Annotated in this window: 11 protein-coding genes; 7 read left to right on the top strand and 4 right to left on the bottom strand. The window is 61.9% G+C overall.

Features of this window, described 5'->3' with window-relative positions; all coding sequences use genetic code 11:
- Window positions 1-71: 71 nt before the first annotated feature.
- The 4 genes from GCT13_RS12170 (at window position 72) to GCT13_RS12155 (ending at window position 5,539) form a co-directional block, all read left to right on the top strand.
- On the top strand, window positions 72-1,187 hold the full coding sequence (locus GCT13_RS12170; RefSeq protein ID WP_152758218.1) for an HlyD family secretion protein: 1,116 nt from the start codon (window positions 72-74) through the stop codon (window positions 1,185-1,187).
- A gap of 22 nt (window positions 1,188-1,209) precedes the next feature.
- Window positions 1,210-2,790 (top strand): DHA2 family efflux MFS transporter permease subunit, encoded by a 1,581-nt coding sequence (locus GCT13_RS12165; RefSeq protein ID WP_152758216.1) that lies wholly within the window; start codon window positions 1,210-1,212, stop codon window positions 2,788-2,790.
- 42 nt (window positions 2,791-2,832) lie between these two features.
- Window positions 2,833-4,287, top strand: a complete 1,455-nt coding sequence (locus GCT13_RS12160; protein ID WP_152758214.1) for an efflux transporter outer membrane subunit — start codon at window positions 2,833-2,835, stop codon at window positions 4,285-4,287.
- Between the two features lie 67 nt (window positions 4,288-4,354).
- A complete protein-coding gene (locus tag GCT13_RS12155; RefSeq protein ID WP_152758212.1) occupies window positions 4,355-5,539 on the top strand; it encodes a thiolase family protein in 1,185 nt (394 codons plus the stop codon).
- A 455-nt stretch (window positions 5,540-5,994) separates the two neighbouring features.
- Here the strand turns inward: GCT13_RS12155 and GCT13_RS12150 are convergent, their stop codons facing one another.
- From GCT13_RS12150 to GCT13_RS12135, 4 genes are all read right to left on the bottom strand, one after another.
- Window positions 5,995-6,195, bottom strand: coding sequence for a hypothetical protein (locus GCT13_RS12150; protein ID WP_152758210.1), 201 nt, complete (start codon window positions 6,193-6,195; stop codon window positions 5,995-5,997).
- A gap of 94 nt (window positions 6,196-6,289) precedes the next feature.
- Window positions 6,290-7,801: a mannose-1-phosphate guanylyltransferase/mannose-6-phosphate isomerase gene (locus tag GCT13_RS12145; protein ID WP_407670778.1), complete on the bottom strand. Its 1,512-nt coding sequence runs from the start codon at window positions 7,799-7,801 to the stop codon at window positions 6,290-6,292.
- 5 nt (window positions 7,802-7,806) lie between these two features.
- A complete protein-coding gene (locus GCT13_RS12140; RefSeq protein ID WP_227746796.1) occupies window positions 7,807-9,039 on the bottom strand; it encodes a glycosyltransferase in 1,233 nt (410 codons plus the stop codon).
- Between the two features lie 66 nt (window positions 9,040-9,105).
- On the bottom strand, window positions 9,106-9,882 hold the full coding sequence (locus GCT13_RS12135) for a Crp/Fnr family transcriptional regulator (protein ID WP_152758208.1): 777 nt from the start codon (window positions 9,880-9,882) through the stop codon (window positions 9,106-9,108).
- Window positions 9,883-10,078: 196 nt separating this feature from the next.
- On the opposite strand from GCT13_RS12135, the gene GCT13_RS50545 reads away from it, so the two are divergent.
- From GCT13_RS50545 to GCT13_RS12120, 3 genes are all read left to right on the top strand, one after another.
- Window positions 10,079-11,449, top strand: coding sequence for a FecR family protein (locus tag GCT13_RS50545; protein ID WP_152758206.1), 1,371 nt, complete (start codon window positions 10,079-10,081; stop codon window positions 11,447-11,449).
- A 44-nt stretch (window positions 11,450-11,493) separates the two neighbouring features.
- The gene (locus tag GCT13_RS12125; protein WP_152758204.1) at window positions 11,494-13,305 is read left to right on the top strand and encodes a CHASE2 domain-containing protein; all 1,812 of its coding nucleotides are present in this window, start codon (window positions 11,494-11,496) and stop codon (window positions 13,303-13,305) included.
- A gap of 69 nt (window positions 13,306-13,374) precedes the next feature.
- Window positions 13,375-14,607, top strand: a complete 1,233-nt coding sequence (locus GCT13_RS12120) for a tetratricopeptide repeat protein (protein ID WP_152758202.1) — start codon at window positions 13,375-13,377, stop codon at window positions 14,605-14,607.
- Window positions 14,608-14,791: the final 184 nt, after the last annotated feature.

The raw sequence follows: 14,791 nt of genomic DNA, 5'->3' as shown, positions 1-14,791 counted from the left end.
CGGCAGGAACTATAGCGGGCGCTTTCACGCGCTTTTTTTCAACGATTTTCAGTGCATACGCACATCAAAACATGTCTACTTCCCCTTCCGTTGCACCGCCAAGCGTCGCGGGCGCCGCGAAACAGACCCGCAGCATTCCGTGGATGCTGTTAGCGGTGATCGCCGTGATAACCGTGATCGCGGCGGCGGGATCGCACTGGTTCTTCGTGGGCCGGTTTATCGAAACAACTGACGATGCGTATGTGGGCGGCGACGTCACTGTGCTTGCGCCGAAGGTGAACGGCTTCGTCACCGATGTGCTGGTGCAGGACAACCAGTACGTGAAGGCGGGGCAGGTGCTGATCCGGCTCGACGCGCGCGATTACGATGCGCGTCTCGCGCAAGCCAATGCCGAAGTCGCGAGTGCGCAGGCGTCCGTGACGGAACTCGAAGCGAAGAAGTCGCTGCAACTCGCGACGATCAACGAGCAATCCGCCGAGGTGCGTGCATCGAGTGCCGAGCTCACGCGCAGCGCGTCGGACTCGACGCGCTATCGCCAGCTGGTGAAGGACGATGCCGTGTCGAACCAGGTCGTCGAGCGCGCGGACGCGGATCTCTTGAAAGCGCGCGCCGCGGTGGATCGCAGCGGCGCGGCGCTGATCGCGGCGCAGCGTCAGTTGAGCGTGCTCGACGCGCAGATCGGCGATGCGCATGCGCATGTCGCGACAGCCGAAGCGGCGCAGCGCGTGGCCGCGCTGAACGTCGAGTACACGACGATCCGTTCCCCCATCGACGGCTATGTCGGCAATCGCACGGCGCGTGTCGGCGTGCTCGCGAATGTCGGCCTGTCGCTGCTGACAGTGGTGCCCGCGAGCGGCCTGTGGATCGACGCGAACTTCAAGGAAGACCAGTTGAAGAAGATGCAGGTCGGCGACACCGTCGACGTCGATCTCGATGCATCGAGCCATCGCATCGAAGGCACCGTCGAGAGCCTGGCGCCTGCGACGGGCGCGACGTTCAGCGTGCTGCCCGCCGAGAACGCCACCGGCAACTTCACGAAGATCGTGCAGCGCGTGCCCGTGCGCGTGCGCCTGTCGGTGCCGAAGGAGATGCAGGGCGTGCTGCGACCGGGCCTCTCCGCGACGGTGAAAGTGCACCTGCGCGGCGACGGCGAGACGACGCGCGACTCCGCCCGCGCGGCTTCGTAACCCGACGGATGCAATGGCCATCATGAGCAAGACGACATCCGTGCCGATGAATCCCGCCAATCTGCCGACGGGCACCAAAGTCTTCGCGTTCTCGCTGCTGTGCCTCGGCTTCTTCATGGCGACGCTCGATATCCAGATCGTGGCGTCGTCGCTGAAGGACATCGGCGGCGGGCTGTCCGCGAGCCAGGACGAACTCTCCTGGGTGCAGACCTCGTATCTGATCGCCGAGATTCTGGTGATTCCGATGTCGGGCTGGCTCACGCGCGTGTTCTCGACGCGCTGGGTGTTCGCGTTCTCCGCATTCGGCTTCACGTTGACGAGCATGCTGTGCGGACTCGCATGGGACATCAATTCGATGATCCTGTTTCGCGCGCTGCAAGGCGCGCTCGGCGCCGCGATGATTCCCACCGTGTTCACGACGGCATTCATGCTGTTTCCGGGCAAGCAGCGTCTGATCGCGTCGACGACGATCGGCGCGCTCGCGTCGCTCGCGCCGACGATCGGCCCGGTGATCGGCGGCTGGATCACCGATCAATGGTCGTGGCACTGGCTCTTCTATCTGAACCTCGTGCCGGGCGTGCTGGTGACGGTGCTGGTGCCGCGCTTCGTCAACGTCGACCACGCCGATCTGTCGCTCCTCAAGCGCGGCGACTATCTCGGCATGCTGTTGATGTCGGGCTTTCTCGGCTGCCTCGAATACGTGCTCGAAGAAGGTCCGCGCAAGAACTGGTTCGGCGATCACGCGATTCTGTTCTGCACGTGGATTTCCGCGATCTGCGGCTTCCTGTTCCTCGTGCATGCGTTCACCGCGAAGGAACCGATCGTCGATCTGCGGGCGCTCGCGATCCGCAACTTCGGCATCGGCAGTCTGCTGTCGTTCATCACGGGCATCGGGCTTTTCTGCGCGGTGTTCCTCACGCCCGTGTTCCTGTCGCGTGTGCGCGGTTTCGATTCGCTGCAGATCGGTATCGCGCTGCTGTCGGTCGGCTGCTTCCAGTTGATCGCGCTGGCCGCGTATTCGTTTCTCGCGCGCTTCGTCGACATGCGTCTGTTGATGGTGTTCGGGCTGATCTGTTTCGGCGTCGGCTGTTATCTGTATGTGCCGCTGACGAATCAATGGGGCTGGCACGAACTGCTGATTCCGCAGGCGTTGCGCGGCATCGGCCAGCAGTTCTGCGTGCCGCCCATCGTAACGATGGCGCTCGGTTCGCTGCCGCCGTCGCGGCTCAAGTCTGCGAGCGGGCTCTTCAATCTGATGCGCAACCTGGGCGGTGCAATCGGCATCGCCGTATGCAGCACGATGCTCAACGACCGCCTGAACCTGCATTACGAACGGCTCGACGAGCACGTGAGCGCGGGACGCCCGGTGATCGAAGCGCTGCTGCGCGATCAGGCCGCGCATTTCGCGGCTGTCGGCGGCGATGTGCTGAACGGCGCGGCAGCGGGACTCGGCGCGCTGCACGCGCTCGTGATGCGCGAAGCGCTCGTGCTCACGTTCTCCGATACGTTCCTCGCGGTTTCGCTGTGCTTCGTCGTCGGTCTCGCGAGCGTGCTGTTCTCGCGGCCTTTCGGCAATACCGCGCCGCCGCCCGACGCGCACTGAACGCGCGCTGCCCATTCAACGATTCCGACTGGAAAACCCGACATGAAATCGATCGTAGCCAAAGCGCTTGCCGTTGCTGCCGCGATGACGCTCGCGGCGTGCGCCGTGCAGCCCGCGACGCACGCGGATTTGCCGCAGACCGTGAAGACGGTCGCGCCCGACGCGTGGAGCGTCGATGCGCCCAAAGACACCGTCGATGCCGACGCATGGTGGTCGCAATTCGGCGACCCCACGATGCACCGGCTCGTCGATATCGTGCTCGGCGACAACCTCGACGTGAAAGCGGCCGTCGAGCGCGTGAAGCAGGCGCAGGACATCACGAAGCAGCAGCGCGCGGCGCTTGCGCCGCAACTCGATGCAGGTGCAACGGCCGCGTATCAGCGGCAGAACACGCCGCCGCCGCTCGGCTATGTGAAGCAGGCGGGCGTCGGCTTGACGGCCTCGTGGCAGCCCGACGTATTCGGCGGCGAGCGGCTCGCGGTGCTCGCCGCGCAGGCGCAGGTGACGGGACGCCAGTCGTCGCTCAATGAATTGCGACTCGCGCTGGCTGCGAACACGGCCGCTGCGTATATCGACTTGCGCTGGGCGCAGGCGCAATTGCAGATCATCAACGACAACGAGCAGATTCGCAGCCGCGCGCTGAAGCTCACGCAGGAGCGCCTGCAATACGGGCTTTCCACGCAACTCGACGTCGCGCGTGCACAGAACCAGTTGCAGGATTTGCAGGCGCAGATTCCGAAGATCAGGTCGGACATTCAGCACGAAATGAGCCTGATCGCGGTGTACTCGGGACGCACGCCGGAGAGCGTCGGCAGCCTGCTGATCGACGAAGCGCGGCCGATTCCCGTGCCCGCGCAAAGCGTGCCGCAGACGCTGCCTTCGGAAGCGCTGCTGCGCCGTCCCGATGTGCGCACCGCTTATGCAACCGTCGAGCAGCGCGCGGCCGAAGTGGGCGTCGCGAGAGCGGACCGCTATCCGAAGTTCCGCTTGAGCCTGAGCGACGGCATTCTCGCGTCGTCGTATCTCGGCATGCCGACGCTGACGGACAACCTCTTCAGCGCCGCGTTGAGCGCGACGAGCCCGATCTTCAACGCGGGCCGCATCACCGCGCACATCGACCAGAACGAAAGCCGCATGCGCGAATCGCAGCTCGGCTTGCAGCAGACGATGTTGAACGCGCTGAAGGAAATCGAGGACACGCGCAGCGATCTCGTCAACGGCGATGCGCAGGTCGCAAAGCTCGCCGGCGCGCTCGATGCATCGGGCCATGCGCTGCGTCTGTCGAATGAACTGTACAAGGGCGGCGCGTCGAGCTTCCTCGATGTGCTCGACGCGCAGGAGGCGTATCTGCGCGACGCTGAATCATTGAATCAGGCGAAGCGCGAGCATGCGCAGGCAGCCGTCGCGCTGTACCGGTCGCTGGGCGGCGGATGGGATGCGCCCGCCGATGGCGATGTCGCGAAGACGCGGCCTTCGACGGACGTGGCCGCCAACTGAAGCCTTCAACGAAGCGCCTCGTTCGCGCGAGGCATCGAAGTGCTGTAGTTCAACTTGAGGAATAGCGATGAATGCACGCGATGTAGTGATTGCCCATCCCGTCCGCACGCCGATCGGCGCGTTCGGCGGATCGTTGAAAGATGTGCCCGCGACGCAGCTCGGCGCCGTTGCCGTGCGCGAGACGCTGCGGCGTGGCGGGATCGACGCGAAAACGTTGTCGTCGGTGGTGATGGGCAACGTGATCCAGGCAGGCAACAAGATGAACCCCGCGCGGCAATCGTCGATCGGCGGCGGCGTGCCCGTTTCGGTGCCCGCGCTGACGGTGAACCGCGTGTGCGGATCGGGCGCGCAGGCGATCGTGTCGGCCGCGCAGGAGATCGCGCTCGGGCTCGGCGACGTGGCCGTTGCGGGCGGCATGGAGAACATGGACCGTGCACCGTATCTGCTCGAAAGCGGCCGCTGGGGCAGCCGCATGGGCAACGCGCAGGTGCACGACAGCATGCTGCGCGACGGGCTCGTCGATGCATTCTCGAACGAGCACTCGGGCTGGCACACTGAAGACCTCGTGACGAAAGCCGAGCTGACGCGCGCCGCTCAGGACGAATGGGCGGCGCGTTCGCAACAGCGTTTCGTGGCCGCGCAGGAACGCGGCGCATTCGATGCGGAACTCGTGGCCGTCGAAATCGAAGGACGCAAGGGCGCCGTGCAGTTCGCACGCGACGAGCAGCCGCGCGCCGATACGACGGTCCAAACGCTCGCGAAGCTGCGCCCCGCGTTTCGTCCCGACGGCACGATCACGGCTGGCAATGCGCCCGGCCTCAATAGCGGCGCGGCGGCGATGATCGTCGCGGGGCGCGACTATGCGGACGCGCATGGCATCGAAGCGTCGGCGCGGCTCGCTGCGTTCGGCATCGCGGCCGTCGAGCCAGGCATGTTCGGACTCGGCCCTGTGCCCGCCGTGCAGATCGCGCTGGAGCGCGCGGGCTGGAAGCTCGGCGATGTCGAGCGCGTCGAGATCAACGAGGCGTTTGCGGCTGTGCCGCTCGCGGTCGCGCAAAGGCTCGGGCTCGCGCACGACATCATCAACGTCGAAGGCGGCGCGATCGCGCATGGCCATCCGATCGGCGCGACGGGCGCTGTGCTCACGACGCGCCTCATCCATTCGATGCGCCGCGATGGGTTGAAGCGCGGCATCGTTACGCTGTGCATCGGCGGTGGGCAGGGCATTGCGCTTGCGATTGAGATCGTTTGATGTGCGGTTGATCGGCACATAAAGACTCGCGGCGGGTGGTGCAAGCCCGCTGCGGTTCGCGAAGATTTACGACATACCGGCTACGTAGATCTCGCAAAAACCAGATGTCCACCCGGCAAGGGTTTGCTGGCGAGTGCGCTCAATGTCCTCGCCGGTGAGTCGCAGCATCGTTTTCGAGAGTCCGGTGATGGTCGAGCAATCCGTTTCGGAGCTCACGCGGACAATCCCGGGTATCGCTCAGGCCAGTACCGGACAAAGCGCCGGGATCATCGGGACGCAGATTGCGGTGGAGCAGCTTGCTAGAATCACTCAGATGAACACAGCGTCGTCGAAGAGTCGGCCGCGTCGTCCGTCCATCTCAGGCAGGTGGCGCAGGCGCTCGAAGATGCCGTCAACGTACTGATGTGTTGATGTGCAGGCGAACCTGGTCCAACGGCGCGAGGGCGCCGCGCGGCTCACCAGGGCTCGTGCAGATGCTTCAGTTCACATGCAGGCTTCCACCGTTCCCGCGACCGCCATCGACGCTCTGCGATGCCGTATGCCGCCTTCCTTCGGACGATTTCACCAATCAAGACGGCAACTTCGGCCTTGCGCGCTTTTTCGATTTCCACCTCCTGTCGTGCCATCCGGGCGGCCAGATCTTTGTATGAGTTCATCTCAATGTCCGACTGGATGATTGCAGATCCACACATATCGAACGTCGGCGACCTGCTCTTTGCGGGCGGCGGCACATGTCGAGGGCCGATCGCGTCAATGACGCCCGTATCGATCGTCAAAGCGAACGATGTCGTCTTCCCCAAGATAGGACCCACATTGAACTTCGATCATCTCGAGTGGCACGCGCCCCGGGTTTTCGAGCCTGTGCTTCACACCGATTGGCACATACGTAGACTGATTCTCCGTCAGCGTAAACGTTTCGTCGCCCCGCGTGACGCGCGCCGTGCCGCTCACAACGATCCAGTGCTCCGACCGGTGATGGTGCAACTGGAGCGACAACGTTGCCCCCGGCATGACTACGATGCGTTTGACCTGATAACGCGATCCCTTGTCAATCGAATCGTAGTATCCCCAGGGACGCTGTACCTTGCGGTGATGGGCCGCCTCCGCCCGTTCACGCTTGCGAATACGGCCGACGATTGTCTTGACCTCTTGAGCATGCTGACGGTCGGCAACGAGTACAGCGTCAGCCGTCTCGACGACAATTAGATCGGTGGTGCCGACACACGCAATCAGTCGTTCTTCCGAATGCGCATAGGTGCCGGATGCATTCGCGAGCAAAACATCTCCACGCACGACATTACCTGCCTCGTCCTTTGGAAGAATGTCCCAGACTGCATCCCAGGCGCCAACGTCATTCCATCCCGCTTCGAGCGGCACGACAGCGCCCTCGATCCCGCAGGCGGCAAGACGCTCCATTACCGCGTAATCGATTGAATCGCTCGGGCAAGCACCCATGCTCTGGGCGTCCGGTCGCCACTCTCTGCCTTCCGCATTTGCGCGCAGCCAGGCCGTTTTGCACGATTGTGCGATATCCGGCCGCGCGGAGTCGATGGCGGCGAGCCAGACCGATGCACGCACAACAAAAATGCCGCTATTCCACCAGTACCTGCCGCACGCCACGAAGGCTTCCGCCGCTTCGCGAGCCGGCTTTTCGACGAAACGAGTCAGTGCACGCGCCCGGTGTCCAGTCGCGCTTTCGAGCGCCACGCCGGTTTCGATATATCCATATCCCGTTTCTGCACGAGTGGGCGCGATACCTAGCGCCACAATTTTCCCTTCTTGTGCAAGCGATGCAGCGCCTTGCACAGCGTGCTCGAAAGCAGTTACATCGTCGATTGCGTGGTCAGCGGGCATCACGACAAGTACGGGGTCGTCGCCATTGGCCGTTGCACAGAGTGCGGAGAGAGTCAGCGCAGGTGCCGTATTGCGTGCGACCGGTTCGACGATCGTCTGCCACTCCCTGGTGCTCGCCTCAAGGTGTTTCGCCACCTGGAAGCGATGCTCGTCGGCGCACACCACGAGGCCGCGATTGGCATGCGTGGTGACGATTCCGTCCAGACGAGCGACGGACATTTCGAGCATCGATTGATCTCCGAGCAGCGCCAGCAACTGTTTGGGATGTGCTTCGCGCGAGAGTGGCCACAACCGCGTACCCGCTCCCCCTGCAAGCACGACTGGCAAGATCGGCGATGCACCAGGTACAGGATCGGACATGCCGGAAATGGCATAACGTACCGTTTCAGGAACAGACGGATGGTTCATGATTGCTATTGCCTCTCGGTTGCCACGTCGGATGGCGTAGCATGAAGTCTTGTCAGTTGTCGTTGGTTCGGGACTGCTGCAAAGTTTGTCACCGCGCGCTCTGCGAGCACGGCTTCATATATGCGCCGGTAACTTTGCGCGGTACGATGTGCGCTGAACTGGTCCTCGAATCGCAATGCAGCGCGACGTCCCATCTGTTCGACAGCGCAATCGTCTTCCCACAGGCGTCGCATTGCGTCCGCGAGTGCATCAGGATCATTCGGTGGGACAACAAGCCCTGTTTCGTCGTGCAGATTCACGTAGCTCGTGCCTGTTCCGATTTCGCATGAAATCATTGGCTTGCCCAGCATCGCACTTTCCAGCAGTGACATGCCAAATGCTTCTGCCCGGTTCGGGGACGGGAAAACCATTGCCCGACTGAGCTTGACCAGTGCGACCTTGTCGGCCTCGGGTATCATCCCGGTGAAATGAGCATTGGTCACGCCTTTCGCGATGGCGAGCGATCGGATTTTCGAACCCAAAGGGCCGTCGCCAACGAATACGACGGGATAACCCGTACGCTTCATTGCTTCGATCAGCACGGGAAGACCTTTGTAGTAACGGAACACGCCAACGAACAAAAAGAATGGCGTACCGATACGTTCACGCCATGTCTGCATCAACGCTTCATCGGGCGACGGGTAGTAAGCGCGTCCGAGACCTAGCGGCACGACTTCGACCTTGTCTAGATGCTTTCGAAGCACGTCACTAGTCGCGACGTAGTTGGGTGAAGTTGCAACGATCCTGTCCACGCTTGCGAGAAAGCGGCGCATCAATGGTCTGTACAGTGAGAGCAGCAGTTTCTGCCTCTGGATGTCCGCGTGATAGGTGACGATTGAAGGGCGATTGATACGTCGAGCCAGATGCGCGATGTCAGCCATCGGCCAGGGAAAATGGTAGTGGATGACGTCAGCCTGCGCCGCCAACCTGCTAAATTCCCGTAACGCGCGCCATGAGAGCTCCACGGACGCAAACGTCATCCGGTTGAAACTCCGTTCTACCTCGTGTCCTTCCAGTTGAACGATCCGCTGGGCATCGCGGATGCGTGTGAGCGCAAAGATCTTGTTCTTGACACCGATGTCCGCGCCCGCGCGGCACAAGTGATATATCGACTGCTCGGCGCCCCCGATGGTATCGGGCAGATAGGTTCGGTAGAAATGTAAGACGCGCATGATTCCAGTTGCTGACAGATCGTTCAATCGGTCAGCGCGAGCGTACGGTGCTTAAAAATCGGCCTGAGCCGTCCATCGAGAGAGTTGTCGGCTTCACGCGGCACTCTGCTCCCGTGACACACCACCTTCCAATGTGTCCTTGCGCAGTTGCAGCTCCGCCTCGCCGCGCGCGAGTTTGCGAAGTAAATCGACGTTGCGGACGATGAGTCTGCGGTAGTCGCGATCGACGACGCGGCCATCGACGAGCGACCGGATTGCCCGTGACACCGTTTCGCGACTGACGTTGGCCATGATTGCAATCGCCTGCTGATTCGGCAGGTTTTCGATCGTCAGCATGTCGCCCGTGGACTTCTTCATCGAAGCTTCGAGTACGGAATACACGCGTGCATAAGCGCGCGTGAGGCCGAGCATCGATCGATAGTTCGATGCCTGACGAATCGTCCTGCATAGCCGCTGCAAAAGCGCTTCGACGACGGCCGGATTGCGGTAGAAGAGCGCCTGCGCCTGTGGTTTCGGCAAGAACCCCACCACCGATTCCGTCGTCGCAATAATCGATGCCGAACGTGGTCCACCATCTATGATAGATAGCTCGCCGAAGTAATCACCGGGCTCGACGAAATTGAGCCCGACTTCACGTCCATCCTCGGACAGTGCGATAACCTGGAGTCGCCCCGACATCAGCAGGAGCAGTGCGGATCCTGCGTCGCCCTTATGAACGACAAAATCCCGCTTGCTATAACGCCGGTAGCGAATATGGCGACTGGTTTCTTCAATTACATCGTCGGATACATCGCGAAGTAACTTCTGTCGCCTTAGGAGATCGATAGCCTTGAACATTCCGTCGTCAGTTTTTTTATCTTCGATCGACATTTAATAGTATGTGCGCCTGGTCTCTGACACGTCGTCACGATAGTGGTACAGCGCCGCAACATCTGTGACGGCCATCACATTAATCAACGAACCCGATCGATTCTGTGACGGCCATCACACAACGCGACCCTGACCTGGTTAATATTTGAAGAGGACCAGTCGTGCTATCCGGCACGATATAAAGCACAACAACAAAATGCGCGCACGCTTTGATCTGAGAGTGGTGGCACTTGCGCTGTCGGTTGCATGCACGACCGGGATCGCTCAAGGCACGGAAAAGATAGATAGCATCGTTGGCCACGCAGTTGCAGTGGTGGGAAGCGCGCGCATTCTCAGCGCACGACAAAGTTCCCCGATCGCGCAGGATGCAACGATCTCCCAGGGAGACACGATCGAAACGGGGGCGGACGGTTACGTCTACATCGCGACTGTCGATCACGGCTTCATCAGCGTGCGTCCCGACTCTTCGCTGACATTCGAGCGCTTTCAATACGACGCTGCCGCACCGAAACAGTCTGTGATCAAGCTCGTGCTGCATAAGGGAACGATGCGCGAGGTTTCCGGTCAAGGCGCACAGGCCGCGCGCGATCACTATCGGCTCAATACACCCGTCGCAGCGCTCGGCGTACGCGGCACGGACTTTTCTGTCTTCACCACGGCTGATACGACACGCGCCGATGTACGTAGCGGCGGTATCGTGATGACGCCGCTCGGCGACAGTTGTCTGTCATCCGGCAGCGGACCATGCGAAGGCCCAGCCGCCGCGCAGCTGTTTGCCGATCAAGCGAATACGATGCTGCAGGTCGATCGTGGCAGCACGCACCCGTTGCTGGTCGAAAACCGGCTGCCAGTCATTTCACCGCAAGGAGCAGCGACACAGAAAAGCGAGGACAATGCGGCCCGCTCGGCCACTGAGCAAACGCAAGGCGGTGTCGGCGTCGCCCCGCTCGAACTTCAGTTCATGCATGCCATTCCTGAGCAGACACCGCGCACAGTCACCCCTGCTCCCGTGCCCGCGCCCGATCCTACGCCGGCGCCGTCTGTACCTGCACCGCCGCCGAAGCCTGAAGCGCAACAGGTCTTTTGGGGTCGCTTTGCACCGCTCGCATCGCAACCCGCCGATACCACGCTTGACGCCTTGCTCCAGCAAGGCAGTCAACGGGTTGACATCAATATGCTGTTCGCGATGACGCGCACGCCGCAGCCCGACATGGTCATGCCCGCCCAGGGTGTGTTCGAATTCGGGCTGCAGAAATCCGCCGCCTACCTTGTGAATGCGGCGGCAGGCACGGCCGTGCCCGGCACGATCTCGAACGCAAGCCTTTCCATCGACTTCGGGAAGCGCGCCTTCACGACCCGGCTCGACCTGAACGCCAGTGAAAGCACGCATTCGATCGTGGGGCGTGGCGCGATCGGCAATGACGGGATCCTGACGAGCGATTACGGCTCTCCGGCATCCATCCACGGCGCGCTCGCCGGAAAGACGGCTACTCAGGCGGGGTATCTGTTCCTGCAAAGCATCGATTCGAAGACGATGGCAGTTGGAGCAACACAGTGGGCGCGATAGCACGCCCCTCGAGACTCGACTGTGTTCGCCTTGCGATTTTCGGATTGACAGCGCTGCTCTCGGTGCTGCTAGCCACGGGCTGGCAACCTGAACCATACGAACGTCTCGCATTCACGCTCGACGACTGGCGTCAGGGACATACGAAGGCGCAACGTCCCGACACCAGGGTCACGCTGGTCGATATCGACGAGCATTCGCTCGATGTCATCGGTCCGTGGCCGTGGCCTCGCGCGCTCATTGCGCGTCTCGCTCAGACGCTGTTCGATCGATTTCACGCGAAGACCGTCGGACTCGATATCCTGTTTCCCGAAGCGTCGAATCCAAAGGACGACGAGGCGCTGCTGACGATCGCGAGGCATTATCCGCTCGTATTCGCGCAGGCATTCGACCTGTCGCACAATCGGGTCGCCGCTCGAGCGGGACATGTGGGGGCGCCGCGCGATCCGGTTACCGTTCCGTGGAACCCACCCGTCGCAACGGGCTTCGTCGGCAACTTCTTTGAAGATCCCGCTGTTTGCACGGGACACGTTACGCCAATTGCGGAGTTCGATGGCGTCGTGCGTGCCATGCCGCCCGTCATCCGTTATGCGGGGACCCTCTATCCGATGTTCGGATGGCAGATGTTGCATTGCGCCGATCACGTGCCGTCGCACGGCCAGTCGGTCGCCTCATTACCTGTCGATTCGCGAGGTACTGTTCGCATCCCATTCCGTCACGGCAGCCAGTCGTTCGATGCCATCCCGGCACTTCAGGTGCTGACGGGGGCTGCGCCCGTCGATCTGTTGCGCGAACGCTATGTGATAGTCGGATCGTCGGCGCTTGGCCTGACCGACCATATCGCGACACCCGTCGACGCATGGCTGCCGGCGGCCGTTGTGCACGCCGAGATGCTGACATGGCTTCTCGATGCGCAGATGGGCGGCACATATGCAAGCGGCTCGGCGCTGCTGCCGCTCGCGTGGACGGCGGTCACGATCGTGCTGTTTGCGGTGCTCTTCAGGCGCTCACGCGCACTGACCACGTTGCTCGCACTCGTCATGACCATCTCCGCATGGCTTGCCGTCGCGCTGCTGACGCCTCTCGTCGCAGCGGACCTGATTGCTCTGCCGCTCGTGCCGGTCGCGATGTTCATCATCGTTCAGGCGCCCGTCGAGTGGATTTCATCGCAGGCAACGCTCCGCTCGTTCGAGCAGCGTTTCAGTCGCTATTTGCCGCCGACCGTGGTGCGCGAAATCGTGCGCCGTCATGGGCTCACAGCGTTCCAGCCCGAGCGTCGGCACATTTCCGTACTGTTCGTCGACATCGAGGGCTATACCAGGCTCGCCGAGCAGATGACCCCTGAGCAACTGGTCGCGATGACCGAACTTGTCCTCACACGGTTGACTTGCTGCGTCCGTGACACGGAAGGCACGCTCGACAAATACATCGGTGACGCGATCATGGCTTTCTGGGGAGCGCCGCTCGAACAGGCCGATCACCCGGACCGCGCAATGGACTGCGCACTCGCGATGCTCGAGGAGCTGAAAGCGCTCAACAACGCCCAAGAGCCGCTTCTCGCCGGCCAGATGGTACGCGCGCGCATCGGCATCAACACAGGCAGCGCGGTGGTGGGCGAACTCGGCTCGACGACGCGTCAGTCCTACACGGCCATTGGCGACGCGATCAACGTGGCGTCCCGCCTGCAGGATTACGCAAAGGTTGCAGGCACCGATCTGCTGGTCGGAGAGGAAACGGCGAAAGCCGTGACACGCCACAATTTGCGCCCGTATGCGCAAGCGACGCTGCGAGGACGAGTCGCCCCTGAAATGCTGTATGTACTCAGTGAGGACACGGCCGTCCTCGCGAAACACGGTTGAGAGAGCCTGTTCACACAGATGATCCGTTCTCTCCTTTGTTTCTTCGCGCGGTCGTGCCGCGGCATCTGTATGGCGGGCGCGCTGGCCCTGCTCTCGGTCACGGCGCATGCGCAAATGACGGATGCGTCGCTCGATCAGATCGTCAACGACGATCTGCGCGCACAAGCACAAGCGGCAATCGAAAGCGGCGACCGCGAGATGGCCATCGAATTGCTGAACGAACTCGTCCGCCGTGACCCGCGCGAAGCCGGTGCGCTGCTGGACGTCGCGCTCCTCTATTGCCAGCTCGGCGAGCGAGACCTGACGCGGCAAACGCTTGCACGCATCGAAGAGCGATTCGCCGTGCCTGCACCTATTCAGAAGCTGATCGTGTTCTATCGCGACAACCCTTGCGTGCAGAACGTCAGGCGCCCGCAAGCGGCTGCCTCGCTCGGCGTCGGTGTTACGTCGAACGCGAACTTCGGGCCCTCTAGCTCGCTCGTGACGTTCGCATCGGGTGCGCCGATCGATTCACTGGTGCTGGCTCCATCGAGCCTCGCGCGCGGTGACCAATATCTCGAATCGTCGCTGCAGGGCGGGCTGCCGATTCCTGGCGTTCCAAACAGCAGCCTGATCGCAGGCTTCGCGAGCCGCCAATATCGCCGCGACCATGCGTACGACCAGCGCGTTGCGACACTCGGTGTCGCCCATCAGACTTCGCTGGGTCACTGGCAAGTGGGTAACGAGGTGATCGCAGATGTGTTGTGGCTTGGCACGCAGCTCTATCAGCGCGATATCGTATGGCATGCCAACAACTGGTCGCCAGTGGTCACGCTAACGGGCCTGATCGCCCGTGCGGGTATCGATCTGACTGTCGACGATACCGTCTATCCGGGCAACTCGATGTATAACGCGCTGCGCGTTGAACCGCGAGCGGCACTCAATGCGCGGGTTGGCGAGCGAACGACGCTGCTGTTCCTGATCGGTCCTTCGTGGGACCGTGAGCACAATGGCCGCCCCGGTGGTAGCCGTCATGGCTACTCGACCTATTTCGAACTCGACTATGACATGCGGCGTCGGGGACGCCTCGAGGCGATCTATCAGCAACGCACCCAAACGGATGCGTCGTCGTATGATCCCATCTTTTTTGGCGACGAAGCCCGGCAACAGACGCTACGCTCTGCGTCGCTTCGCTATGTATATCCTTTGTCGCATGCCTGGTCTGCCTACGCGCAATTGTCCGTACAGCGAGTCGCGGATTCGATTCCGATTTTCTCGTACACGGTTCGCAGCGCATCGGTGGGTTTGTCATGGAAATACTGATTCCAACATGCGTTCATTGCGCTACACTGCGGCTTCGAACTTTACAGGCTCTGCCATGTCCCAACAAACTCCCCCGACAAAAGCGCACACGACGTCCGGTGCCCCCGAGAGTTCGCTGTGCCATGAAGCACTTGGTTTTCTTGACCAGTCGTATGACCTGGTTGACGGCTTGCTCCGCGAAGTG

Source organism: Paraburkholderia franconis (genome assembly GCF_009362735.1).
GTDB classification, from domain to species: domain Bacteria; phylum Pseudomonadota; class Gammaproteobacteria; order Burkholderiales; family Burkholderiaceae; genus Paraburkholderia; species Paraburkholderia franconis.
Note: the sequence above shows the minus strand (reverse complement) of the source record. Positions and strands in the feature narration are given on the sequence as shown.